22 protein-coding genes are annotated in these 22800 nt (G+C 63.1%); 7 read left to right on the top strand and 15 right to left on the bottom strand.

What is annotated here, in order from left to right:
* Nucleotides 1–14: 14 nt before the first annotated feature.
* The 5 genes from ACAX43_RS13180 to argS form a co-directional block, all read right to left on the bottom strand.
* The gene (locus ACAX43_RS13180; protein WP_370708829.1) at nucleotides 15–848 is read right to left on the bottom strand and encodes a cobalamin-binding protein; all 834 of its coding nucleotides are present in this window, start codon (nucleotides 846–848) and stop codon (nucleotides 15–17) included.
* 3 nt (nucleotides 849–851) lie between these two features.
* Nucleotides 852–1625 (bottom strand): SDR family oxidoreductase, encoded by a 774-nt coding sequence (locus tag ACAX43_RS13175; RefSeq protein WP_370708828.1) that lies wholly within the window; start codon nucleotides 1623–1625, stop codon nucleotides 852–854.
* A gap of 15 nt (nucleotides 1626–1640) precedes the next feature.
* Complete coding sequence (locus ACAX43_RS13170) at nucleotides 1641–2279, bottom strand: thiol:disulfide interchange protein DsbA/DsbL (RefSeq protein ID WP_370708827.1); 639 nt, start codon at nucleotides 2277–2279, stop codon at nucleotides 1641–1643.
* Nucleotides 2280–2449: 170 nt separating this feature from the next.
* Nucleotides 2450–3253, bottom strand: a complete 804-nt coding sequence (locus ACAX43_RS13165; RefSeq protein ID WP_370708826.1) for an SPOR domain-containing protein — start codon at nucleotides 3251–3253, stop codon at nucleotides 2450–2452.
* Nucleotides 3254–3314: 61 nt separating this feature from the next.
* Nucleotides 3315–5105, bottom strand: coding sequence for an arginine--tRNA ligase (argS, locus tag ACAX43_RS13160; RefSeq protein ID WP_370708825.1), 1791 nt, complete (start codon nucleotides 5103–5105; stop codon nucleotides 3315–3317).
* 458 nt (nucleotides 5106–5563) lie between these two features.
* Between argS and ACAX43_RS13155 the strand changes: the two genes are divergently transcribed.
* A complete protein-coding gene (locus ACAX43_RS13155) occupies nucleotides 5564–5890 on the top strand; it encodes a DUF1840 domain-containing protein (protein ID WP_370708824.1) in 327 nt (108 codons plus the stop codon).
* A gap of 132 nt (nucleotides 5891–6022) precedes the next feature.
* Here the strand turns inward: ACAX43_RS13155 and ACAX43_RS13150 are convergent, their stop codons facing one another.
* The 7 genes from ACAX43_RS13150 to ACAX43_RS13120 form a co-directional block, all read right to left on the bottom strand.
* Nucleotides 6023–6232: an acid-shock protein gene (locus tag ACAX43_RS13150; protein WP_370708823.1), complete on the bottom strand. Its 210-nt coding sequence runs from the start codon at nucleotides 6230–6232 to the stop codon at nucleotides 6023–6025.
* A gap of 157 nt (nucleotides 6233–6389) precedes the next feature.
* Nucleotides 6390–9125 carry a methionine synthase gene (gene metH, locus ACAX43_RS13145; protein WP_370708858.1) on the bottom strand — a complete coding sequence of 912 codons (2736 nt, stop codon included), beginning with the start codon at nucleotides 9123–9125 and terminating at the stop codon, nucleotides 6390–6392.
* Nucleotides 9126–9194: 69 nt separating this feature from the next.
* Entirely contained in the window at nucleotides 9195–10265 is a 1071-nt protein-coding gene (locus ACAX43_RS13140) for a homocysteine S-methyltransferase family protein (RefSeq protein ID WP_370708822.1), read from the bottom strand.
* 264 nt (nucleotides 10266–10529) lie between these two features.
* On the bottom strand, nucleotides 10530–10787 hold the full coding sequence (locus ACAX43_RS13135; protein WP_007179533.1) for a DUF3567 domain-containing protein: 258 nt from the start codon (nucleotides 10785–10787) through the stop codon (nucleotides 10530–10532).
* Between the two features lie 117 nt (nucleotides 10788–10904).
* On the bottom strand, nucleotides 10905–11459 hold the full coding sequence (locus tag ACAX43_RS13130) for a hypothetical protein (protein ID WP_370708821.1): 555 nt from the start codon (nucleotides 11457–11459) through the stop codon (nucleotides 10905–10907).
* 161 nt (nucleotides 11460–11620) lie between these two features.
* Complete coding sequence (locus ACAX43_RS13125; RefSeq protein WP_370708820.1) at nucleotides 11621–12904, bottom strand: DUF3108 domain-containing protein; 1284 nt, start codon at nucleotides 12902–12904, stop codon at nucleotides 11621–11623.
* Between the two features lie 159 nt (nucleotides 12905–13063).
* Nucleotides 13064–13951: an IclR family transcriptional regulator gene (locus ACAX43_RS13120; protein WP_370708819.1), complete on the bottom strand. Its 888-nt coding sequence runs from the start codon at nucleotides 13949–13951 to the stop codon at nucleotides 13064–13066.
* A 294-nt stretch (nucleotides 13952–14245) separates the two neighbouring features.
* Here ACAX43_RS13120 and ACAX43_RS13115 point away from each other — a divergent pair, with 294 nt between their 5' ends.
* The 6 genes from ACAX43_RS13115 to rfaE2 all read left to right on the top strand — a co-directional run bounded on the left by ACAX43_RS13115 (nucleotide 14246) and on the right by rfaE2 (nucleotide 20607).
* Nucleotides 14246–15229, top strand: coding sequence for a fumarylacetoacetate hydrolase family protein (locus ACAX43_RS13115; protein ID WP_370708818.1), 984 nt, complete (start codon nucleotides 14246–14248; stop codon nucleotides 15227–15229).
* Between the two features lie 247 nt (nucleotides 15230–15476).
* Entirely contained in the window at nucleotides 15477–16697 is a 1221-nt protein-coding gene (locus ACAX43_RS13110; RefSeq protein ID WP_370708817.1) for an ABC transporter substrate-binding protein, read from the top strand.
* 75 nt (nucleotides 16698–16772) lie between these two features.
* Nucleotides 16773–17636 (top strand): enoyl-CoA hydratase/isomerase family protein, encoded by an 864-nt coding sequence (locus tag ACAX43_RS13105; RefSeq protein ID WP_370708816.1) that lies wholly within the window; start codon nucleotides 16773–16775, stop codon nucleotides 17634–17636.
* Nucleotides 17637–17697: 61 nt separating this feature from the next.
* Complete coding sequence (locus ACAX43_RS13100) at nucleotides 17698–18495, top strand: PhaM family polyhydroxyalkanoate granule multifunctional regulatory protein (RefSeq protein WP_370708815.1); 798 nt, start codon at nucleotides 17698–17700, stop codon at nucleotides 18493–18495.
* Between the two features lie 583 nt (nucleotides 18496–19078).
* The gene (locus ACAX43_RS13095) at nucleotides 19079–19951 is read left to right on the top strand and encodes a ferritin-like domain-containing protein (RefSeq protein ID WP_370708814.1); all 873 of its coding nucleotides are present in this window, start codon (nucleotides 19079–19081) and stop codon (nucleotides 19949–19951) included.
* 173 nt (nucleotides 19952–20124) lie between these two features.
* Nucleotides 20125–20607 carry a D-glycero-beta-D-manno-heptose 1-phosphate adenylyltransferase gene (gene rfaE2, locus ACAX43_RS13090; RefSeq protein WP_370708813.1) on the top strand — a complete coding sequence of 161 codons (483 nt, stop codon included), beginning with the start codon at nucleotides 20125–20127 and terminating at the stop codon, nucleotides 20605–20607.
* A 91-nt stretch (nucleotides 20608–20698) separates the two neighbouring features.
* On the opposite strand, the gene ACAX43_RS13085 is transcribed toward rfaE2, so the two are convergent.
* Genes ACAX43_RS13085 through ACAX43_RS13075 form a run of 3 tightly spaced genes read right to left on the bottom strand, consistent with a single transcriptional unit; the run spans nucleotide 20699 to nucleotide 22710 of the window.
* A complete protein-coding gene (locus ACAX43_RS13085; protein WP_370708812.1) occupies nucleotides 20699–20938 on the bottom strand; it encodes a hypothetical protein in 240 nt (79 codons plus the stop codon).
* 54 nt (nucleotides 20939–20992) lie between these two features.
* Nucleotides 20993–21808 (bottom strand): type III pantothenate kinase, encoded by an 816-nt coding sequence (locus ACAX43_RS13080; RefSeq protein ID WP_370708811.1) that lies wholly within the window; start codon nucleotides 21806–21808, stop codon nucleotides 20993–20995.
* On the bottom strand, nucleotides 21805–22710 hold the full coding sequence (locus ACAX43_RS13075; RefSeq protein ID WP_370708810.1) for a biotin--[acetyl-CoA-carboxylase] ligase: 906 nt from the start codon (nucleotides 22708–22710) through the stop codon (nucleotides 21805–21807). The genes ACAX43_RS13080 and ACAX43_RS13075 overlap by 4 nt, the downstream gene beginning before the upstream one ends.
* Nucleotides 22711–22800: the final 90 nt, after the last annotated feature.

Below are 22800 nucleotides of genomic sequence, written 5' to 3'. Positions count from 1 at the left end.
GCGAGAGGGGGCGCTCATGACGCCGCCGCCTGGCGTAGCAGATAACCGATGCCTTCGATCGCGCGCACGCCGTACCACGACACCAACTCTCCATCGATTAACTCGATGCGCTTGCCGTCCAGGCGCGGATGGCGTTTCAGCGCGTCGCAATGAGCTTGCGTGAAGCGATACGGCTCGCTGGAAAGCAATATGCGATCGACCCCGGCCAGCCACGGGGCATGGTCGAAATCAAGTGTGGGATAGCGCGCGGCGCCTGCCGCTCCGCCTTTTACGTCAGGCAGTGTCTGCCAGTTCACGAGCCGCAGCATGGCGGCGATATAGGTGTCGCGCGCCACTGTCATCCATGGCTCGCGCCAGATCAGATACAGCACGTTTTGAGCAGGAAACGCATGGGCGGCGGCTTCGCGCAGACGCGCTTCAAGCGCCTCGCTCAAGCGCCGCGCTTCTTGCGAGCGGTCGAAGATCGCGCCCAGCAGTGTGTATAGCGAAAGATTGTCACGCGGCGTCTGCGGATGGGTGACAACGACATGTGGCACGAACGCACGCAACTGTTCAACGGTGTCGCGCTCGTTCTCGTCGATATTGACGATCAGATGGGTGGGCCGTAAAGCGCGAATCGCCTCGACATTCACGGCCTTGGTGCCGCCGACTTTGCGAACCTGCCGCACCTTCTCATGCGGATGCACACAAAAACCGGTGCGCCCGACGATCTGCCTATCGAGTCCCAACGCGAACAGTAATTCAGTGATGCTCGGCACCAGCGAGACGATGCGCGTGTCGACGCCCGGCGTGTCGACGCGCGCCGTTTCGTGCGCGACGCCGGCTGCATCGACCGCACGCGGCTGCATGATTTACTCGGTAGCAGCGCGCGGCTTGCGCGGCGCGCGTTCAAAGAGGCGGTCGTAGAGCCAGCGCGGCAGCACGTGCAGCAGCATTGCCACAATGCGCATCTGCCACGGGAACACCGCGAAGGCAGTCTGACGCTCGATTGCCCCTGCGACCTTCACCGCGAAGCGGTCGGCATCCATCAGGAACGGCATCGTGTACGGGTTGTGCTCGGTCATGGGCGTGCGAATATAGCCCGGCGCGATCGTGACCACCCCGACGCCGAAGGGCCGCATCTCGACGCGTAACGCTTCCAGATATTTGAGCGCCGCCGACTTCGACGCGCTGTACGCGCCGGACCCCGGTAAGCCGCGCACGCTGGCGACGCTGGCGATACCGACCAGTGTGCCTTGCTTCGCGGCGACCATTGCGGCGGCGAACGGCTCGAAGGTGGCGACCATGCCGAAGTAGTTGATATCCATCACTTCGCGGAACGTGCGCAGATCGCCGTGCCCCGTGACGGCGCCGCGGCTGATGCCGGCATTGGCGATGACGACGTCCGGCAAACCGTGCTGCGCGATGAACCGCGCAGCTGCTTCGGCGAGTGCCTCGGCGTCGCGCACGTCGACGGAATAGACGGAGATGGAGTTTTGCGGATGGGACTGCTGGAAGGCGGCGAGCGCGTCGCCGCGGCGGGCAACCAGGCCGAGAACCGCGCCGCGCCGCGCATATTCGGCGGCGAGCGCGAGGCCGATGCCGCTCGAGGCGCCGGTAATGAAAACCTTCAGGGGTGTACTCATTCCGGCGCCTCGGCTTTACATCTTCTTGGCGCGGATCTGCTGCACCAGGTAGTCGAGTACCTGGATTGTGCCAGGCAGGCTGTTGGTCTGAGCCGGGCCGGTTTCATACTTGCCTTGTACGGCCAGCGTCGGCACGCCGTCGATCTTGTAGTCTTCGATCAGCTTCTTGTCTTTTTGCAGCGCGCTTTGTGTCGAGAACGAGTTGTACGCGTCCATGTATTTCTTCGGATCGACGCCGTTTTTCGCGAGGAATTTGGTCTGATCTTCCGGCGTCAGCAGGTAGTTCTTGTTGACGTGGATTTCGTTGAAGACTTTCGGCGTGAGCTGCTGCTGGAGGCCGAGTGCGTCGAGCGCGTGATACATCTTCGAATGCGGAATGAAGTCGTCACGGAAGGCGACCGGCACGCGCTTGAACACGACGTCCGGACCTTGCTTCTTCACCCATGCGTCGAGGTACGGATTGAATTCATTGCAGTGCGGGCAACCGTACCAGAAGAATTCGGTGACTTCGATTTTGCCGGCCGGCACGTCCGTAGGTTGCGGCGTGGACAGCACCGTGTAGTCCTTGCCGGAAACCGGCGCGGCCGGCGAGGCATGCGCCGTGGCGGCAACCAGACCCAGCGAGAGGAACAGAATGCTCAGCAGTTTTTTCATGTTTTGTTGACCCAAGTAGGCGGTAAAGCGGTGGCGCCACGCAAATGCCCGTCACCGTTATCAATTCGGCGTTAGACGTTTTAGTCGTCCGTCGTGCTTGTGACACGCGCCGCACGCCGATAGTTCGGCGGCGGCGCGTCTTTGCAAATCACCGTTTGTTTATTGTTTGCTTATTGCTTCGTGAAGCGGATCACTGCGGTATCCACGCCCGCGTCGGACAGACGCTGACGGCTCGAATTCATGTCTTCGAACTTCGAGAACGGCCCGATGCGCACGCGGTAGTACGTCACGCCGCCCGCGTCGCGCTGCGTGACCTTCGATTCGAAGCCCTGGAAAGCGAGACGTGCGCGCTGCTGCTCGGCATCGGCCGAGGTCTTGTAGGCGCCCACTTGCAGGAAGTAGCCGGTGTTCGCATCACCGGCTGTAGGCGCTGCGTTCGAACCCGGTTTGGCGTTGGCGGCCGTCGTGGACGACGTGTTCTTCGGCGCCGAGCCCGCCGCGGTGGCGGCCGGTGCGCTGGAGGCTTGCGGCTTCCTGACGGGCGCGTTGGCGGTGCCGTTGTCCTGCGCAGGCTTCGGCGCGACCGCCGTGCCGTTCGCATTGCCGTTCGACGGTGGCACTTCGACGATTTGCGGCTCTTCCAGCATGCCCGACTGCGTCTGCGAGTTGGTTTGGCCCGGTGCCGTGTTCGGCGGCGCAGGCTGTGCGGCTTGCGGCACAGGCTGGCCCGGCGTCTTACCTTGCAGCGGACGGTTCGGATCGTACTGCGGCTGGCTCGCGCCCGACTCGGACGCCGCGGGCGGCGCGACCTTCGAAACGAACGGCGTGGGCGCACGGGTGATATACAGCGCCACCACTACCGCGATCGCGAGACCGACGATCAGGCCCAGCACGATGCCGAGAAAAGTGCCCCCGGTTTGTTTCGATTGCTTTGTTGTGCGGCGTGGTTTTGCCATCGTATGAATCACCTGCAAAAAGAATCCTGGAACGGCCGCCGATTATAACGACGGCCGCGTGCATGTTGCGCCGGAGGACTTACATCTTGACGGGAGCAGAGACGCCGATCGTCGCGAGACCGTTGGCCAACACTTGGCGCGTGGCCGCCAGCAACGCCACGCGCGCATTGCGCTCGGCTGCGTCGTCGACCAGCACGCGTTCGGCTCTGTCATTGTAGAACGAGTGGAATTCCCCGGCGAGGTCGCGCAGATAGAACGCGACCGCGTGCGGCGCGAGTTCGTCGGCGGCGTGGTGCAGCATGTCGGGGAACTCGGCGAGCTTGTTCAGCAAGGCCATGGCGCGTTCGCTGGTGAGCGGCGAGACGTCCACCGCGGCCAGCGTGCTTTCGTCCGTGTTGTAGCGCACCTTGCATTCGGCGATGACCGAGCAGATCCGCGCATGCGCATATTGCACGTAATGCACCGGATTTTCGTCGTTTTGTTTCAACGCCAGATCGATGTCGAACACGAATTCCGTATCCGCCTTGCGCGAAATCAGGAAGAAGCGCACGGCGTCGCGGCCGCGGCGAATCGTCTCTTCGTCGATCAGATCGACGGCGGCTTCCGAGCCCGGCGTGGCGCCACCCGACCATTCGATCAGGTCGCGCACCGTCACATAGCTGCCGGCGCGCTTGGAGATCTTCACTTCCTCGCCGTTGCGCATCACCGTGACCATCTTGTGCAGGATGTAATCCGGATAGCCCTTCGGGATGCCGATGCCAAGACCCTGCAGGCCGGCGCGCACGCGCGCGATCGTGCCGTGGTGGTCCGAGCCCTGAATATTGATGACCTTGGTGAAGCCGCGTTCCCACTTGGCGACGTGATAGGCGACGTCCGGCACGAAGTACGTGTAGGTGCCGTCGGTTTTGCGCATCACGCGGTCTTTGTCGTCGCCGTCGTCGGTGGTGCGCAGCCACAGTGCGCCTTCCTGTTCGTAGGTCTTGCCGGCGGCGATCAGGGCCTCGACGGTTTTCTCGACGCGGCCTTCCTTGTACAGCGACGATTCCAGGTAGTACTGGTCGAACTTGACGCCGAAGGCCTGCAAGTCCATGTCCTGCTCGCGGCGCAGATACGCGACCGCAAAACGGCGGATCGCCTCGAGGTTTTCGATGTCGCCCGCGCCCGTGACGGGCTCGCCGTCGCTCGCGGCGACGGTGACGCCGTTCAAATAGTCTTTGGCGATGTCGGCGATGTACTCGCCGTTGTACGCCGACGCCGGCCAGCCGGCGTCGCCGGGGGCGAGGCCGCGGGCGCGCGCCTGGGTCGACACGGCGAGCGTGTGGATCTGCACGCCGGCGTCGTTGTAATAGAACTCGCGATGAACGTCGTAGCCTTGCGAGGCCAGCACGTTCGAGAGCGCATCGCCGAGCGCGGCCTGGCGGCCGTGGCCGACGTGCAGCGGACCGGTCGGGTTGGCCGAGACGAATTCAATCAGCACGTGCTTGCCGGCGTCGCGCTGCGAGCGGCCGAAGGCGTCCTGTTCAGCGAACACGGCGGCGATCACCGCCTGCTTGGCGGCCGCCGCGAGGCGCAGGTTGATGAAGCCGGGGCCGGCAACCTCGGCGGCTTCCACGAGACCCTTGGCTTGCGGCTGCGCGAGCAGCGCGTCGACGATCTGTTGTGCCAGCTGGCGCGGGTTGGCGCGCAGCGGCTTGGCGAGTTGCATCGCCACATTGCAGGCGACGTCGCCGTGCGCGGCGACCTTGGGCCGCTCCAGCGTGATTGTGGGCGACACGAAAGCGGCTTCGCTCGCGCCTTGGGACGCTTGGGCCACTTGCTTCACCGTGTCGGCGAGCAGTGTTTCGAGGGTATGTTTATGTGCAGGCAGCATGCTTGTTGCGAGTCCAGTGAGGCAATCCGGTGATACGGAAGAGGCGCCGGCCGCGCGGTAGGCGCAGCCGATTCGTCAGAAGCTTGGAAAGCGGCGATGCACCCGCCGGAACGCGTCGGCACATCGGGCGCCATCAGGCACGTTGTCTGCGATGCGCTTGGCGCAGTGCGCGGCGACATGCAGAGGCGCGTTCAGCAGCGGCACATGGCCACAGGCGACGGCGGTACGCAGACCGCGGCCAACGGGCCCAGCTATGCCGCCTCAGCTTACGCCGCGCGCGGCGCATTGCGGCGCGCTTTTCCGTCCAGACGGATTTTAGCAGGTGCTAATATGTTCAATGAGATGCCCACCAAGGGCCGTGGCCGCCATGCCTGATCGGCGTGTCAACGTAACGCGCGCCGACGGCCGCTTTCGAGTTGTTCGCGCGTCAATCCAACATAACGAAAAAGGGAACAGTCATGCTGATTACTTTCAAATGTCGCGCCTGCCCGGACGTGATGATGCTGGAGAATCTCGCCCAGTATCTCGTCGGCATTGTCGGCAAGCGCCTTGGTGAGCGTGGTGTTATCACCCACGACGAACTGGGCCCTGCGATCACGAAACTCGAATCGGCCATCAGTACCGACAAGCAGGAGCGTGCCGAGCACGACGGCCATTTCCACGAAGGCGAAGAAGGCCACGACCATCATGAGATTCCGCCGGGACTCGCGCAGCGCGCGTTTCCGTTCCTCGACATGCTGCGCGCGGCGCAGAAGGAAAACGCGGATATTGTCTGGGGGCTTTGATTCCGGACCCATCCGCCGGCCGTGGCGCCCGTTGTGCATGGCCGCGCAGATCGTAACGCGCCAATGAAAAGAGCCCGCATCAGCGGGCTCTTTGTCTGTCACGGACCCTAACGGCCCGTCTGCCGACCCTGCTTACTGGCTGGCGGCATCCGCCGGGGCGGTCATCGGCGCCGACGCATCCTTCTTCATTTTCTGCTTCCTGGGCTTCTTGACATGCTTTTGCGTGGGCGGCGAATATGAACTGACCGCGCTTGAGCCTGCCGGAGCGGCGGGCTGGGCCAACGCCACCGAGGCGCTGGCGGCAAGCGAAACAGCAGTTAATAACAGCGTCAGCTTCTTCATACGATTCTCTCCGTTGACGATTGCAATTAGACAAGCCGACGCGTTTTGGCCGCGTCTGGCGGGTTGAAACCAAGTCAGTCTACAAAGCCGAAAATTCCGCTGCCGCAAATATTCAGCCTATCGTGCCCGATATAGTGTGCTTCCCGCCCTGCAAGGCTTACAGCAAGGGCGCCAAGGCTCGCTCGGCGTCTGTTTTCGACAACGACATGCGTTTTGCGTAGTCTTCCAACTGGTCCTGGCCGATCTTGCCAACCGAGAAATAGGTGCTGTCCGGGTGTGCCAGATAGAAGCCGGAGACGCTGGCAGCCGGCAGCATGGCCAGCGATTCGGTCACGCTCATGCCGATTTCGTTCGCTTGGAGCACGTCGAACATGTCGCGCTTCACCAGGTGGTCCGGGCAGGCCGGATAGCCCGGCGCCGGGCGGATGCCGCGGTATTTTTCGGCGATCAGGTCGTCGTTCGAGAGGGTTTCCGCGTTCGCGAAGCCCCACAGGTCGCGCCGCACACGTGCATGCAGCGCTTCGGCGAAGGCTTCGGCGAAGCGGTCGGCGAGCGCCTTCAGCATGATCGCGCTGTAGTCGTCGTTATCTTTTTCGAACTGCTTTTCCTTCACGTCCACGCCCAGGCCGGCCGTGACCGCGAACATGCCGATGTAGTCGGCCACGCCCGAATCCTTCGGCGCGATGAAGTCGGCGAGCGACCGGTTCGGCCGCATCACGCCGTCCACCACTGGCCGCACGCTTTGCTGACGCAAGTTGCGCCACGTCAGCGCGACTTCCGAACGCGATTCGTCCGTGTAGATTTCGATATCGTCATCGTTCACCGTGTTGGCCGGCAACAGCGCGATCACGCCGTTCGCCTGCAGCCAGCGGCCCTGGATCAGGCGCGCGAGCATCGACTTGCAGTCGGAAAACACGCGCCGCGCCGATTCGCCGACGATCTCGTCGTTCAGGATCGCCGGGTACGGGCCCGCGAGGTCCCACGTCTGGAAGAACGGACCCCAATCGATGTAGCTCGCCAGCTCGTTCAGATCGAAGTTCTTGAACACGCGGCGGCCGATGAACTTCGGCTTGACCGGCTGGTATCCGGCCCAATCGACCTTGGTCTTGTTCGCACGGGCTTCGGCGAGCGTGACCATCGGCAGGGCTTTCTTGTTGGCGTGCTGAATGCGGATGCGGTCGTAGTCGGCTTTCAGGTCGTCCACGTATTTGGCCGCGCCTTCGTCGGACAGCAGGCTCGACGCCACCGACACCGAGCGCGACGCGTCCGGTACATACACGACCGGACCTTCGTAGTGTGGCGCGATCTTCACCGCGGTATGCACGCGCGAGGTGGTCGCGCCGCCGATCAGCAGCGGAATCTTCTTCACGCGGAAGTAGTCGTCGCGCTGCATTTCCGACGCGACGTAGGCCATCTCTTCGAGACTCGGCGTAATCAGCCCCGACAAGCCGATGATGTCCGCGCCTTCGACCTTCGCCTTCGCGAGAATGTCGTTGCACGAGACCATCACGCCCATGTTGACCACTTCGAAGTTATTGCACTGAAGCACCACGGAAACAATGTTCTTGCCGATGTCGTGCACGTCGCCCTTCACCGTGGCGATGACGATCTTGCCCTTCGCGCGCACATCGGCGCCGGCTTCGGCGAGCAGCTTCTTTTCTTCTTCGATGAACGGGATCAGATGCGCGACCGCCTGCTTCATGACGCGCGCCGACTTCACGACTTGCGGCAGGAACATCTTGCCCTGACCGAACAGGTCGCCGACGATGTTCATGCCGTCCATCAGCGGGCCTTCGATTACGTTGATCGGGCGGCCGCCCGCTGCGGCGATCTTCGCGCGCACTTCCTCGGTGTCTTCAACGATGAAGTTCGTGATGCCGAGCACGAGGGCATGCGCGAGACGCTTCTCGACCGGCTGGTTGCGCCATTCGAGGTTTTCTTCCTTCCTGGCCGCGCCGGTCTTGAACTTGTCGGCGATTTCGAGCAGACGATCGGTGCCGTCATCACGGCGGTTCAGCACGACGTCTTCGACGCGCTCGCGCAACTCCGGATCGAGATCGGCATATACGCCGAGCTGGCCCGCGTTGACGATGCCCATGTCCATCCCCGCCTGGATCGCGTGATAGAGGAACACGGTGTGAATCGCTTCACGCACCGGGTCATTGCCGCGGAACGAGAACGACACGTTCGACACGCCGCCGCTAATCTTCGCGTAGGGCAGGTTCTCCTTGATCCAGCGCGTCGCGTTGATGAAGTCGACGGCGTAGTTGTTGTGCTCTTCGATGCCGGTCGCAATCGCGAAGATGTTCGGATCGAAGATGATGTCTTCGGGCGGGAAGCCGACTTCGTTCACGAGGAAGTCGTACGAGCGCTTGCAGATCTGCGTCTTGCGCTCGAAGGTATCGGCCTGGCCTTGTTCGTCGAAGGCCATCACGACAGCCGCCGCGCCATAACGGCGGATCAGGTTCGCGTGATGGCGGAACGCTTCTTCGCCTTCCTTCAGCGAGATCGAGTTGACGATCGCCTTGCCTTGCACGCACTTCAAGCCGGCCTCGATCACTTCCCACTTCGACGAGTCGATCATGATCGGCACGCGCGCGATATCCGGCTCCGACGCGATCAGATTCATGAAGCGGACCATCGCCGCTTTTGAATCGAGCATTGCCTCGTCCATGTTGACGTCGATGACCTGGGCACCGTTTTCGACCTGCTGACGCGCGACCGCGAGTGCCTCGTCGAACTGGTTGTTCAGGATCATTCGCGAGAACGCCTTCGAGCCGGTCACGTTGGTGCGTTCACCGACGTTGATGAAGAGCGTCCCGGACGTGACGTTGAACGGCTCGAGGCCGGAAAGACGCATGGTGTGATCGGTCATGGCGTAGGTGCGGTTCAGTTGCGTGCGGTTGCGAACGCCGGGTTCGATAGCGGAAGAGCGCGGCGGGTCAGGGTCGAGCCGCCGGACTCAGGCTGCGTCGCGGTATTGAGTCGGCCATTGGCGCGGCTTCACTTCGGCGAGTGCCTTGGCAATCGCCGCAATATGCTCCGGCGTCGTGCCGCAACATCCGCCTGCGATATTCACGAGTCCAGCCTGGGCGAACTCCTTCAGCAATCCGGACGTATCCGCCGGCAACTCGTCGAAGCCTGTATCGCTCATCGGGTTCGGCAAACCGGCGTTCGGATAGCACGACACGTAGGTGTCGCACAGCTTCGCCAGTTCGGCGATGTATGGGCGCATCAGCGCGGCACCGAGTGCGCAGTTCAAACCGAACGTGAGCGGTTTGGCATGACGCAGCGAGTTCCAGAATGCCTCGACGGTCTGTCCCGACAGAATCCGGCCCGATGCATCGGTGACGGTGCCCGAGATCATGATCGGCAGGCGCTCGCCGGTGTCTTCGAACAGTTCATCGAGTGCGAACAGTGCAGCCTTCGCATTGAGCGTGTCGAAGATCGTTTCGACGAGGAACAGATCGGCGCCACCGTCGAGCAACGCCTTAGCCTGCGCGTAATACGCTGCGCGCAGTTCGTCGAAGGTCACGTTGCGCGCGCCCGGATCGTTCACGTCAGGGGAAATGCTCGCCGTCTTCGGCGTCGGCCCAATCGCGCCGGCGACAAAACGCGGCTTGTCGGGCGTCGAATACTTGTCGCATGCAGCGCGCGCCAGCTTCGCCGATTCGAGATTCATCTTGACGGCGAGGTCTTCCATCCCGTAGTCGGCCTGTGCAACCGTGGTCGCGCCGAACGTGTTGGTTTCGATGATGTCCGCGCCCGCCGCGAGGTATTGCTCATGAATCTCGCCGATGATCTGCGGCTGCGTAATCGACAGCAACTCGTTGTTGCCCTTGATGTCGCGCCCGTAGTCCTTGAAGCGCTCGCCGCGATAACGGGCTTCGTCGAGTTTATAGCGCTGGATCATCGTGCCCATTGCGCCGTCCAGGATCAGGATGCGCGACTTGAGCAGCGCGGGCAATGCCGCGCCACGTGTGTAGGCGTCGTCGGGACGGACTGGCGTGGCGGTTTGAGCAGGCTGGTTCATGGCGGACGTGGGCTTGCGCCGGCTTTTTCGGGAAACCTGTCATTGTAGCCGCTGCGGGGCCGTTCCGCCCGGCGCGGGCAGGACGGGCAGGGCGTGCATGTTCGCTGACGGCGACTGCGGGCGCATCGAAAAGAAAACGGCCCAGCGAGGCAAAGCCTGCTGGGCCGTTATATCGATGCTGACCGCCTTGTCATAGCCGCCGACTGGGCGGGTCGGTGCAGTCGATGTATGTCGCCAAACTGTTATGCCAAATCTTTGTTTGTGTTAGTGAAGAATCACCGGTTGATGCATCAGGCTGTCGAACTGGCCCAGGAATTCGTCTACTTCGTCCAACGACGGTTCCTCTTCGATCAGCTTTTGCACATGCTCGCGGAAACGCGCCGCCATTGCACCGTCAATGTAAATTTCGCGCTGCATGTTCTTGTCGACGATCTCATAGCCACCCGACTTCATGGCCAGCGGACCTTCCTGCGGCGGAAACTCGACGACACAATAGTTGGGGCTGTTGTAGATCATTTGCATGGCGACACTCCTTATTTCCGTTGGCTCCTGGCCATTCCTGCGCCATAAGTGGAGCTTGTGGTGTGGAATTCAAGGGGTGGGTCCGGATTGACGCTTGTAAAGTTCCGAACCTACCGGTTAGACCGGCTTCTCAAGAAACGTTTCAAGCAGTGCAGCAAAACGGTGAGATTGCTCGATGGGCGCAAGATGAGCGGCCTCTAGCATTTCGAACTGCACGCCTTCGATGGCGTCTGCTATTGCTTGCGTAGCAGCAGGTGGCGTGCCCGTGTCGCGGCGGCCCGCCACCGCCAAGGTTGGGCGGCTTATTGTTCCCAGCTTACCGCGTAGATCGAAATCGCGCAGGGCTTCGCATGGCATGGCGTAGCCTTCTGGCAACGTATTGGTCAGGACCTCCCGGACCTGCTCGACCGCTTCGGGATGCGCTGCCTGAAAACCGGGCGTGAGCCAGCGGCTCAACGTCGCAGGCACCCGTGATGCCATGCCGTCCTTGCGCGCCGCCGCGGCGCGTTGATCCCATACCGCGCGGCCTTCGGGCGGCGTGCCGGCCGTGGTGTCGGCGATCGTCAGGGTATCGGCGCGCGATGGGTAGTCCAAGGTGAACTGCTGCGCGATCATGCCGCCCTCAATGCTCAACACATAGCGCGTCTCGATACCGTTGATTTTCACTTGCATGCGGGCTCCTTGAGGGGAACGCAGTGGAAAGAGCCGTTTGCGCACGCTTTGTCCCGCCTTAACAACATATACGCAGCGGCCGCGCGAACGGTTGCAGCTCAGTGTGCGAGTACGCCTCGACGCGGACGTTTTCGTCGACCTGTTCAAGTCCCTACTGGGGTTCAGGGGTTTTCGGGCAGATTGCCGGAGTCGGTCGAATCGACCGGTGGCGAGGGCGCGGCTTCGGGCTTAACTGCCGGTGCGTTGGAAGGTGGCGGGTTTGCCGAATTGTCAGGCGAAGTGTTGCCTTCGTTTCCGTTGTTCCCGGTGTTGTTGGCGCTGTCGGCGGGACTGCCGGCATTTTCCGCATTGAGCTTGCCGCGCCACACCAGTTCGAACTGCGTGCCGTTCGGCTCGGTCTGCAGGATTCGCGCGGGCAACCAGCCGAGCGACGGTGCGAGCCACACATCGATGCGGCGTAGATCGCCGTCGTGCCGAGGCAGGCGCTTGAAGTGGCGCGTCTCGAGATAACCCTGTGCGGTACGGATGGTCTCGTCGCCGATCGTCTCAATCGGCCAGTTCTCGCCGCTGTCGCTATCGACCACGAAGAATTGTCGCGTCACACCCGGTTTGTATGCGCCAGGGTCGCCGCGCACGAGGCTGGCGAGCTGCATCACCATGCTGAAACGGTCTTGTGCGCCGTCGGGCAGCGGCAGCGAGGCGGGAGTCCGTGTGAACGCGATCTTTTTGTCGGTGCGATTGAAGATCGCCACGTCTTCCGGGCGACGGCCGCGCTTTTCGATGTACTGATCCGGAGCGAGGCCGAATGCGTCGATGCGGCCATGGCTCGAATACACGAACGTGCCGACGAACGGCAGCGGCACGGAGACGACCATCTCGTAGCTTTGCGCGTTGCTGGTCCAGTGGATCGTGCCGGGCTGGTTGCGCACGCCGTTATAGAACGTGTCGTACTGCAGTTCTCCGGAAGGCGGGACGGAGAATTTCACGCCGGGCGAAGCTTGAGGCGCGCTGGCGGCAGCGGGGGCGCTGGCCGTGCGATTTGCATTGGCACTCGTGCCGGCGCCGCTTGCCGCGAGCGATGCGCTCGCCGCTGCATCCGATGCGGCCGTGGCAGACGCAACCGTGGGTGCTTCTGCTCGCGGCTGCATGGCCGTCAGCACATGCTCGCGCGGCTTGCTCGCGACGGCCTTACGCGCCGGCGCCGGTGTTGGCGCTTGAGGCGCGGCGGCCGGGTTGCGCTCGATGCGTTCAGGCGTCAGCAGGGCGACTTGCACGGGTACGCGCTCATTGTCCGATGAAATCAGCATCGCGCGGTTGCGCTCGATCCACTGCGCGGCAATCCAGTGCAGGACGGCCACGACCAGCACAACCGCAATCCATCGCCACGCCCGCAAGCCGGCGTGCGGCGTGGGATCAGAGCGGCGTGTGGCAGTAGGTGAGGACATCGGCGAATGAATTCGAATGGGCTGTCGGTAACGGAAAGGCGACGCGTGCGCAAGGTCCCGGCGTGGGCGAACCGGTGAAAGCTGCCGAGCTTCGGGGCTAAACGGCCGGCGAACCGTTTCGACTAGTCACCGGCGAACGATGTTCATGGACTCGGCGCGTCAGCGTGGCGCCGCACTATAACCCAGCTCGTACGAGAGCTTTTGCGCACATTCGCGCAGCGCCGTATCGATTTCGCCGCCCCATTGAATATCGAACGCGCCCTCATGACCGAGCGCGATCAGGCCGAGGGCGAGATCGCCGGTCGAGTCGAACACCGGCATGCAGAACGCGTGGATGGTCGGCAGCAACATGCCTTCCACGCGCGCGGCTTCGTGCTGCCGCACCTCCGCGAGGACCCGCTCGACCTCTTCCCGCGTGCGCGGGCCGCCCAGGTGTGACGAGCGGCGCGAATCGGCCAGTTCGCGTTCGAGCATCGCGGCGGTCTTGCTCGATGGCAGATAAGCGGCGAACAGCAGGCCGGTCGCGGAACTGAGCAGCGGCATTACGTCGCCGAGCTTGAGCGACGCCTTGGCAGGATGGCTCGATTCCATCCAGTGAACCATCGTCGGTCCCTGATTGCCCCACACTGCGATGCCCACCGTCAGATCGAGCCGGTCGCGTAATTCGGCAAGCGCAATACGCGCGAGCTTCACGCCGTCGACGCGGGCAAGCCGCGCAAGCCCCAATTGCAACGCGAAGCCGCCCAGCTCGTAACGGCCCGAAAGCGGGTCCTGCGCCACGACGCCGAGGCGCAGGAAACTCACCAGATAGCGGTGCGCCTTCGCCGGACTCATGCCCGCCCGCTGCGCCAGATCGCGCAGCATCATCGCGCGCGGTTCATGGGTCAGCACGTCGAGCAATCTGAAACCGACTTCAATCGACTGGATGCCGGAGCGCAGTTTCTCCTCGCCGCTTTCGACGGTTTCGTCGTCCGATTCAGGCGGGTCGAGCGGTTCAACGGAGTCGGTATCGGTATGGATCGCGTTAGGGCGTGCAATTGGCGGCATGAGTGAGGCGCATGAAGCGCGTTCAAAAGACGGTGAGAAAGGAGGCGGGCAACGAGGTTCCCGGGACGAGCCCGGCAAGAGCACTTGGGCCCGGCAACCGGTCCGGCAACCGGGCTTGACAATCGAGCCCGTGACCCGAGCCCTAGACCCGAGCCCGCAACCCAGCCTGACAACCGCACCCGACAGCCTAAGCACCGCGGCCCAAAAGCGGCTGCCAGGTCACGATACTTGGGCCGCGCCGATTCACCATCGTAGAATAGATTCCCTCTATCGTCACTAACGGTTCACTCCTCTATGAAACTTGCCACGCTGAAGGACGGCACGCGCGACGGCCAGCTGATCGTCGTGTCCCGCGACCTGCACACCGCGGCCGTCGCCGACGCGATCGCGCCCACCTTGCAGCGCGTGCTCGACGACTGGGTCTTCTATGCGCCGCAACTGCAGGACCTGTACGACGCGCTCAATCAGGGCCGCGCGCGCCATACTTTCCCGTTCGACGCCAAGGAATGCATGGCGCCGCTGCCGCGCGCGTTCCAGTGGGCCGACGGGTCGTCGTACGTGAATCACGTCGAACTGGTGCGCCGCGCGCGTGGCGCGGAAATGCCGCCGGAATTCTGGACCGATCCGCTGATGTACCAAGGCGGCAGCGACGACTTCATTGGCCCGAAAGACGATGTTCAGTGCGCGTCTGAAGAATTCGGCATCGACTTCGAAGCGGAAGTCGCCGTGATCACCACCGACGTGCCGATGGGCGCCACGCCCGACCAGGCGCTCAGGAGCGTGCGTCTGGTGACGCTCGTCAACGACGTCTCGCTGCGCAATCTGATTCCTGCCGAACTGGCGAAAGGCTTCGGCTTTTTCCAGAGCAAGCCGGCAACCTCGTTCGCGCCGGTCGCCGTGACGCCGGACGAACTCGGTGAACACTGGCGCGAAGGCCGCGTGCACCGGCCGATGATCGTCCACTGGAACAACAAGAAGGTCGGTCAGCCGGACGCCGGTACCGACATGGTGTTTCACTTCGGCCAGTTGATCGCGCACGCGGCGAAAACGCGCAACTTGCGCGCCGGCGCGATTGTCGGCTCGGGCACGGTGTCGAACAAGGATGCGAAGCGCGGCTATTGCTGTATCGCCGAAAAGCGTTGCCTCGAGACCATCGAGCACGGCGCGCCGCAGACCGAGTTCATGAAGTACGGCGATACCGTGAAGATCGAAATGTTCGACGAAGCGGGCAAGTCGATTTTCGGTTCGATCGATCAGGGCATCGCACCGCTGGATTGAAGCGCTGCTTTTGTGCGGCACGTGGCATCGGGCCCGGGTCCGCGCAGGCTTCTCCGCATACGAAAGGGTTTCGCCCGATGCCGGGGCCACAGCGCGCCGTTACACTGACTGGCGCGGCTGCGGCCCGGCTAGTGGCCGCCGGTTGACTGCGCGACCGACGCGAAGCAGTGCATGTGCAGGATATAAGCAGGACACAAGCAGCACATCGGCAGTACATCAAAACGAAAAACCGACGTGAGGAGACAGCATGCCGCGATTTGAATCCCCTGAACCAGGAACCCGGCGCGCTCGCGTGTCGAGCGTGCGCGCAACACCATTGCGGCATAGACTCGCCGGTCTTGCCGCCGCGCTGTGTGCCGCGTTGCCCGCCGTCGCCCTCGCTCAGGTGAAGATCGGCCTCGTCCTGTCGCTGACCGGGCCGGCAGCATCGCTCGGCATTCCCGCACGCGACACCGCCACTTTGCTGCCTAAACAGATCGGCGGCCAAAGCGTCGAGTACATCATGCTCGACGACGCCTCCGACACCACGCAGGCCGTGCAGGACACCAAGAAGCTGATCTCCGAGAATCACGTCGACGCGATCATCGGTTCGTCGATCACGCCGAATTCGCTCTCGATGATCGACGTGGTCGCCGACGGCGAAACGCCGATGATTTCGCTGGCCTCGTCGGCGAAAATCATCGAACCCGTGGATGCGAAACGCCACTGGGTGTTCAAGACGCCACAGACCGACGCGATGATGGCTTCGGCGATCGCCGCACACGCCAGTGCGCACGGCGTCAAAACGATCGCGTTCATCGGCCAGGCCGACGCACTCGGCGAAACCTTCTACACCGAGGTCGCGAAGTTCGCGCAGCTGCATCACATCAACGTGGTGGCGAGCGAGCGCTTCAATCGCACCGATCCGAGCGTGACCGGCCAGGTCCTCAAGATCCTCGCGACCCATCCCGATGCAGTGGTGGTCGGCGCGGCCGGCACGCCCGCCGCGTTGCCGCCGAAGACGCTCAGGGAACGCGGCTACAAAGGGCTGATCTATCACAACCATGGGGTCGGCAATAACGACTTCCTGCGCGTATGCGGCGCCGATTGCAACGGCACGTTCCTGCCCGCGAGCCCCGTGCTGGTCGCCGCGCAATTGCCGGCGGATCATCCGGCCAAGCGCCTCGCGCTCGACTACATCGCGCGCTTCGAGGCGCTGCGCGGGCCGGGCAGTGTGTCGGCGTTCGGCTCGTACACGTGGGACGCCGGCATGCTGCTCGGCAATGCGATACCGATCGCGCTTAAAGCGGCCTCGCCCGGCACGCCGGAATTTCGTCGCGCATTGCGCGATGCGCTCGAAGCGACGCACGGTCTTGCGGATACCAACGGCGTGGTCAACATGAGCGCCACGGATCACCTCGGGCTCGATCAACGGGCGCGTGTGATGGTCGAAATCAAGAATGCTAAGTGGATTTATCAGCCGCAGTGAATGAGGGCTTAATGCGCTCATTTCGCCTGACGGCGCACGGTTTCAACAGACATACCGATAGACGGATTGCTCACCATGTCCCACGCACCACACAGTAACGACGCGTTTTACGCGCACTACCAGTCGCTGCAATTGCACCGTCATCCGCACGGTGTGCTCGAAGTCGTGATGAGCGGCGAGGGCGCGAACAAGAGCGGGCTCGCCACCGCCAACGCGCGGATGCATTTCGAACTCGCCGAAATCTGGCGCGATATCGATCGGGATCCCGAAACGCGTGTCGCGATCATTCGCGGCGAAGGCAAGGGCTTTTCCGCCGGCGGCGACCTGCAACTGGTCGAAGACATGGCGACCGATTTCGACGTCCGCGCGCGCGTGTGGCGCGAGGCGCGCGATCTGGTCTACAACGTGATCAATTGCAGCAAGCCGATCGTCTCGGCGATGCATGGTCCGGCGGTCGGCGCGGGCCTCGTGGCCGGCTTGCTCGCCGATATCTCGATCGCGACGAAGTCGGCGCGCATCATCGACGGTCATACGCGGCTGGGCGTCGCCGCCGGCGATCATGCGGCGATCGTCTGGCCGCTGTTGTGCGGCATGGCGAAGGCCAAGTACTACCTGCTCCTGTGCGAGCCGGTGAGCGGCGAAGAGGCGGAGCGGATCGGCCTCGTGTCGCTCGCTGTCGACGAAAACGATCTGCTGCCCAAAGCATTCGACGTCGCGCAGAAACTGGCCAAAGGCTCGCAAACGGCGATTCGCTGGACCAAGTACGCGTTGAACAACTGGCTGCGCTCGGCCGGACCGACGTTCGATACGTCGCTGGCGCTCGAATTCATGGGTTTTGCCGGGCCGGATGTGCGCGAAGGTGTGAACTCGCTGCGCGAGCGGCGCGCGCCGGATTTTGACGGCACCGACCCCTGGAGCGGCCCGCCACGCGCGGTATGATCGAATCAGACGCGCGCGGGATGGCGCTCATTCCTTCCCTTTATGCAGCGAGGCGACAAGCATGACCGATACACCTGGCAACACGCCGCCGTTTCCCGGCTTTCCTGGTTTTCCGCCCGCCGAAATGCTCGAACGCATGTGGGGCATGATGCGCCTCTCGCCGTTCAGTTCCGCGCTTTCGGGCGCGCAGGCCGGCGGGGGCCTGGCGCCCTCGTTGTCGATGATGTCCGACATGATGGCGCCGCTCACCAACGTCGAAGAACTCGACAAGCGCATCACCGATATGCGCGCCGTCGAGCAATGGCTCAAACTGAATCTGAGCATGCTGCAGTCCGCCATTCAGGCGCTCGAAGTGCAGCGCGCAACGCTCGCGACGCTGCGCGCGTTCGGCGCGTTCGCGCAGTCGTCGATGGCGCAGCCCGCTTCCGCGGCGGATTCGCCGAGCCCCTCGCCGACGACCGGCTGGCCGCATCCGGAAGCCGCTTCGAGTTCGAGCAGTGCGAGCTCATCGGCCGCCGCCGAGTCGGCAACCGACGAAGGCGATGCCGCCGCGACGCCCCCATTCGACGCCTCTGCGTGGTGGAATCTACTGCAATCGCAGTTCAATCAGATCGCCCAGTTTGCGATGACGCAGCCCACAGCGGGCGCCGCGGCCGCATCAGGCGGTTCGGCGACGGACTCGCCGGAAGGCGCCGCGCGCGCATCGGCACCGGCAGGGAAGCCGGCTGCCGCGCCGAAGGGAACCGCCGACGACGCGGGATCCGAGACCAAACGGTCGGCGGCGAAGCGGGCATCGACGTCCACGAAGCGTACGGGCAGTTCGAGCGCCAGTCCGCGAGCGACGAAAAAGTCCAGCTAGCGGCAGGGACGAAGCGAGGCAGCGCGCCTCACGCGCTGCTGCGCAAATCCTTGGGCCGGCGGCGCACACGAAGGTGAATTCGCCGCCTGTCATGGTTTTGACCCCGATGGTTTGCCACACTCTCCGGATCGCCTGATTTATTGAGAGAGGTCAACCGGGCACTGGAATTGCGTCTCTGACAGCACAGGGTCCGTAAAGTCAGCGTGCTATCATTGTGTAAGCTTCATTTGGCTTTTGGGCGTGCGCTGAAAACAACCAATCCAGCCGCCCTTGCTCGATTCTCTGCCGGTACTACCGGCGCAGGGCTGGACGGTGCGGTCTTCATCGCAAACTGGCTCGACCTCAGGCATAGGGTATCCCTCACCCACGGTTGGCCGCGCAGCGCGTAACTTCTGGTTGGCAGCGCTGCGCAATCGCCTGGACTTCTTTGCCGCCAGGTGCATCTAGGCGGTCGATTACCGCGTAAAATTGAATGCTTGGCCGACCAACGGTGCACACATGGTGCGTTTCGTTCGTCATCAGCAAGAGTGCTACACGTAGTAGTGACAGACACAGACAGTATGCGCAGAACAGGGGGGGGACTATGAACACCATGCTTTATCCGGAACTTTATAAATCGCTCGAATCCGTTCGATGGGACATGGAGAAAGACATTCCCTGGGACAAGTTCGATGCATCGCTATTGACCGACGAGCAGGCCGCGACGATCAAGATGAACGCGATCACCGAATGGTCAGCATTGCCCGCTACGGAAATGTTTCTGCGTGACAACCATCACGATAGCGATTTCTCTGCGTTCATGAGCGTGTGGTTCTTCGAAGAACAGAAGCATTCGCTGGTGCTGATGGAATATCTGCGCCGTTTCAAGCCGGAAATGTGCCCGACCGAAGAAGAACTGCACGCGGTGCGCTTCGAATTCGATCCGGCGCCGCCGCTCGAAACGCTCATGCTGCACTTCTGCGGCGAAATCCGCCTGAATCACTGGTACCGCCGTGCGGCCGAATGGCACACCGAGCCGGTCATCAAGCACATCTACGAAACCATTTCGCGCGACGAAGCGCGTCATGGCGGCGCGTATCTGCGCTACATGAAGAAAGCAATGGCGCAAACCGGCGACATCGCGCGTGCTGCGTTCGCCAAGATCGGCGTCCTGATGGCATCGGCGCGCCGTACGGAAAAGCCGTTGCATCCGACCAACCTGCACGTCAACCAGGCGCTGTTCCCGCGCGACACGATCCAATCGCGTCTGCCGGATCCGGAATGGCTCGAACGCTGGCTCGACGACCAGATCCGTTTCGACGACGGCTGGGAAAAGAAGGTGGTCGAGCGGATTCTGCACAACCTGTCGATTCTGTTCGAGCGCACGTTCAATACGGCGCAGGAATTGAACCGCTACCGCAAGGAAGTGGTCGCGCGCTTGCAGGCCGATCAGAAATCGGCTGAACAGCCGGCTTGATGGGTTGAAGTCAGCGGGTTGAGGTTAGATTCGGGTTAGATTCGGCGCTCGCACCAAAGACTGCTTCTAAAGTTTTAAGAACGGCCCGGCAGGCATGAGCTTGCTGGGCCGTTTTGCTTCATGCCGTGCGGCGTGTATCGTGGCGGCACTTCTTTTTTCTTTCCGACTTCGTCATGGCTGCCACTTTTGAACGCAAGATTTTTACGCGCGACGCGTTGGTGAAGCTTCGCGCTTCGATGCCCGCGCCGGTCGTGTTTACCAACGGGGTGTTCGATATCCTGCATCGCGGGCATGTGACTTATCTTGCCGATGCCAAGGCTTTGGGCGCTTGCCTGATTGTCGGCGTCAATAGTGATGCTTCAGTGCGCATGCTAGGCAAGGGCGATGACCGCCCTATCAATAACGAGGCCGATCGGATGGCTTTGTTGGCGGCTCTGGAGAGCGTCGATTATGTTGTCTGCTTCGGCGAGAAGACGCCTGTCGAGTTGATTTCGGTGCTGCGTCCGGATGTGCTCGTTAAAGGCGGTGACTACGATATGGATGTTTTGCCGGAGTCGGCGATCGTGCGGGGTTGGGGTGGCAAGGCTTTGGCGATTCCCTTCGAGCATGAGCGCTCGACCACGGCGTTGTTGAACAAAGTTCGAGCGCAAGGGTGATGTTTTTGCGTGGGCGGCACGTTGTTCTGTCCGCCGATGCCAGGCCGGATGCCGGCACCCAGCGGTACTTCTCGCACCCTCCGCCGCTTCTTTAATGCGGCAAAGCCGATGCCGCTATCGGCGCCGCCGGCGCGGGGCCGCCTACTACCGCCTGGTCGGCGGCTTCGGCTGCTGTGACGGGGCGCACCTTCACCCACTCCGGATGGACCTGACGGTTCAGGTGGTTCGGCTCGCGGCCGCCGGCTGTGGGCGTCGGGCCGAATACGCCGCGCATCGCGACGAATGCCAGCATATTGGCAAGAAACAATATGGCGATCAGCCAGCGCAGCATCGTTAATATTCCCCCGTCCAGAAGTTGTGCCGCCGTTATTTCCATGGCCGCGATTCAGGTGTCGCGTTCAGTCGCGTGCTCGGCGGCAATCAGCGCGAGCCCCGACAGCACCAGCGAATCGTGGCGAGTATGCGGTACTTTCAGCGCGCTTGTCACTTCGTCCGCCGCGCCGCCACTCGCCACCAGGCGCACCGGCACCTGCCATTCATCCTGCACGTCCCGCCACATCCGCTCGATCAAACCGGCTTGTGCCAACGTGCAACCGGCCGACAACGAGCGCGGCGTATCGGTGGCGAAGAAGGGGCCTCGACGCTCTGCGCGAGGCGTGCTGCCCGCGTCGAGCAGACCGCGGGCCGCGTTGGCGTCGAGCGTCGGCAGTTGCGCCGTGTGCTCGCCCAGTGATCGCATCATCAAGGTCCAGCCTGGTGCAATCAGGCCGCCGACAAAGCTGCCGTCCGCACGCAACGCTTCAAGCGTGGTCGCCGTGCCGAACGTCGCAATCAGCAAATCCTCGCCGGGAAACGCCGCGTGCGCGCCAATCAGGCCGGCCCAGCGGTCGCTGCCGAGTGCATGCGGCGTCGTGTAGCTATTGGTCACGCCGCATTGCCGTGCGCATGCGCGGATCGTCGTGCGCGGCAGTTGCGGCCAGTGAACGTCGAGTAGTGCGGCAATCCGCGCAGCGACACCTTCGCCCGCGACGTTCGATATCCATGCGCCGCCCGGCGCCGGCAAATTCGGCCAGTCAGGTTGGTCCGCGCCGCCGTGCGCTAGCGCGCCGGCTGCGATTGGCAAGCCGTCCGGCTGCATCAGCGCCCACTTGATGCGGCTATTGCCCGCGTCGATCAAAAGATAAGGCGCGCCGCTGGTCATGCAGCACCGTAGGCCAGGCGCAGCGAGACGTCGCCGGTCGCGACGGTCTGACGGCCCGACGCGGTGTCGAGCAGCAGTTGCCCGCGCTCGTCGACGCCTGCCGCCACGCCGCGCGCCAACTCCTCGCCTTGTTCCAGCAGGACGACTTCGCGGCCTGCGTAAGCATGCACTGCGTTCCAGCGCGCCTGGAACGGCGCGAAGCCCTCCGCGCCAAAACGCTGCAATGCCGGTTCGAGCGCGTTCAACTCGGCAGCCAGCGTATCCGTGAGATTCGCGTTGGGCAGCGCACGTTGCAACGCGGTCGGTACGGTGCCGCGCGCGTGCGGCGGTACGTCGGCGTTCAGCGCGCCGACTTTGGCGGCGAGTTCGTCCGCACCCTTCACATTGGTGCCGATGCCGATCACCACGGCGCTCGCGTTGGTGGTGCTCCACGCGGTTTCGATCAGGATGCCGGCGAGCTTGTCGCCTTCGAGCAGCACATCGTTGGGCCACTTCAGCGCGATCTGTCCAGGCCCGGCAACCGGCAGCGAGCGCAGCCCGTCCACCAGCGCCACGCCCACCGCGAGGCTCAAGCCCGCCAGCCCTTCGAGCGGACGCGGCAGCACGCACGCCACCGAAAACAGCAGCGCATTACCCGGCTCCGCATACCAGGGACGGCCACGGCGGCCACGGCCAGCAGTTTGCAGATACGCGACCCGCACGATCGGCCGCGGCAGTGCACCGGCTTTGCGCGGCAATGCTTTGACGCGCGTCATCAGGTCGGCGTTGGTCGAGCCGGTTTCCTCGACGATCTCGATCGGCCAGTCATGCGCGTGCGGACCGAATAGCGCGACGGCGCGCTCGCGATCGATACGCCAGTCGGAAGCCGCGGCGGCTTGGGGCGGGGTCTTGGAAGCGTTCATGTCTCATATTGTAGCGACAGCGAACGCTGCGAGCCCGCGAGCACGGTTCATCCGCCGCGCCTTCGTTACAATGACCCCTAATCCGATCAC

Origin of the sequence: Paraburkholderia sp. IW21, from assembly GCF_041321145.1 — a bacterium.
Taxonomy (GTDB): Bacteria; Pseudomonadota; Gammaproteobacteria; order Burkholderiales; family Burkholderiaceae; genus Paraburkholderia.
Note: the sequence above shows the minus strand (reverse complement) of the source record. Positions and strands in the feature narration are given on the sequence as shown.

What these genes read in the sequence shown, in the direction of transcription:
- ACAX43_RS13130 (WP_370708821.1), bottom strand. Translation starts at nt 11,459, where the DNA reads ATGCAAGTGAAAATCAACGGTATCGAGACGCGCTATGTGTTGAGCATT.
- argS (WP_370708825.1), bottom strand. Translation starts at nt 5,105, where the DNA reads ATGCTGCCTGCACATAAACATACCCTCGAAACACTGCTCGCCGACACG.
- ACAX43_RS13085 (WP_370708812.1), bottom strand. Translation starts at nt 20,938, where the DNA reads ATGCTGCGCTGGCTGATCGCCATATTGTTTCTTGCCAATATGCTGGCA.
- ACAX43_RS13125 (WP_370708820.1), bottom strand. Translation starts at nt 12,904, where the DNA reads ATGTCCTCACCTACTGCCACACGCCGCTCTGATCCCACGCCGCACGCC.
- ACAX43_RS13080 (WP_370708811.1), bottom strand. Translation starts at nt 21,808, where the DNA reads ATGACCAGCGGCGCGCCTTATCTTTTGATCGACGCGGGCAATAGCCGC.
- ACAX43_RS13095 (WP_370708814.1), top strand. Translation starts at nt 19,079, where the DNA reads ATGAACACCATGCTTTATCCGGAACTTTATAAATCGCTCGAATCCGTT.
- ACAX43_RS13175 (WP_370708828.1), bottom strand. Translation starts at nt 1,625, where the DNA reads ATGAGTACACCCCTGAAGGTTTTCATTACCGGCGCCTCGAGCGGCATC.
- ACAX43_RS13110 (WP_370708817.1), top strand. Translation starts at nt 15,477, where the DNA reads ATGCCGCGATTTGAATCCCCTGAACCAGGAACCCGGCGCGCTCGCGTG.
- ACAX43_RS13150 (WP_370708823.1), bottom strand. Translation starts at nt 6,232, where the DNA reads ATGAAGAAGCTGACGCTGTTATTAACTGCTGTTTCGCTTGCCGCCAGC.
- ACAX43_RS13180 (WP_370708829.1), bottom strand. Translation starts at nt 848, where the DNA reads ATGCAGCCGCGTGCGGTCGATGCAGCCGGCGTCGCGCACGAAACGGCG.
- rfaE2 (WP_370708813.1), top strand. Translation starts at nt 20,125, where the DNA reads ATGGCTGCCACTTTTGAACGCAAGATTTTTACGCGCGACGCGTTGGTG.
- ACAX43_RS13120 (WP_370708819.1), bottom strand. Translation starts at nt 13,951, where the DNA reads ATGCCGCCAATTGCACGCCCTAACGCGATCCATACCGATACCGACTCC.
- ACAX43_RS13100 (WP_370708815.1), top strand. Translation starts at nt 17,698, where the DNA reads ATGACCGATACACCTGGCAACACGCCGCCGTTTCCCGGCTTTCCTGGT.
- ACAX43_RS13115 (WP_370708818.1), top strand. Translation starts at nt 14,246, where the DNA reads ATGAAACTTGCCACGCTGAAGGACGGCACGCGCGACGGCCAGCTGATC.
- ACAX43_RS13075 (WP_370708810.1), bottom strand. Translation starts at nt 22,710, where the DNA reads ATGAACGCTTCCAAGACCCCGCCCCAAGCCGCCGCGGCTTCCGACTGG.
- ACAX43_RS13155 (WP_370708824.1), top strand. Translation starts at nt 5,564, where the DNA reads ATGCTGATTACTTTCAAATGTCGCGCCTGCCCGGACGTGATGATGCTG.
- ACAX43_RS13135 (WP_007179533.1), bottom strand. Translation starts at nt 10,787, where the DNA reads ATGCAAATGATCTACAACAGCCCCAACTATTGTGTCGTCGAGTTTCCG.
- ACAX43_RS13140 (WP_370708822.1), bottom strand. Translation starts at nt 10,265, where the DNA reads ATGAACCAGCCTGCTCAAACCGCCACGCCAGTCCGTCCCGACGACGCC.
- ACAX43_RS13105 (WP_370708816.1), top strand. Translation starts at nt 16,773, where the DNA reads ATGTCCCACGCACCACACAGTAACGACGCGTTTTACGCGCACTACCAG.
- ACAX43_RS13170 (WP_370708827.1), bottom strand. Translation starts at nt 2,279, where the DNA reads ATGAAAAAACTGCTGAGCATTCTGTTCCTCTCGCTGGGTCTGGTTGCC.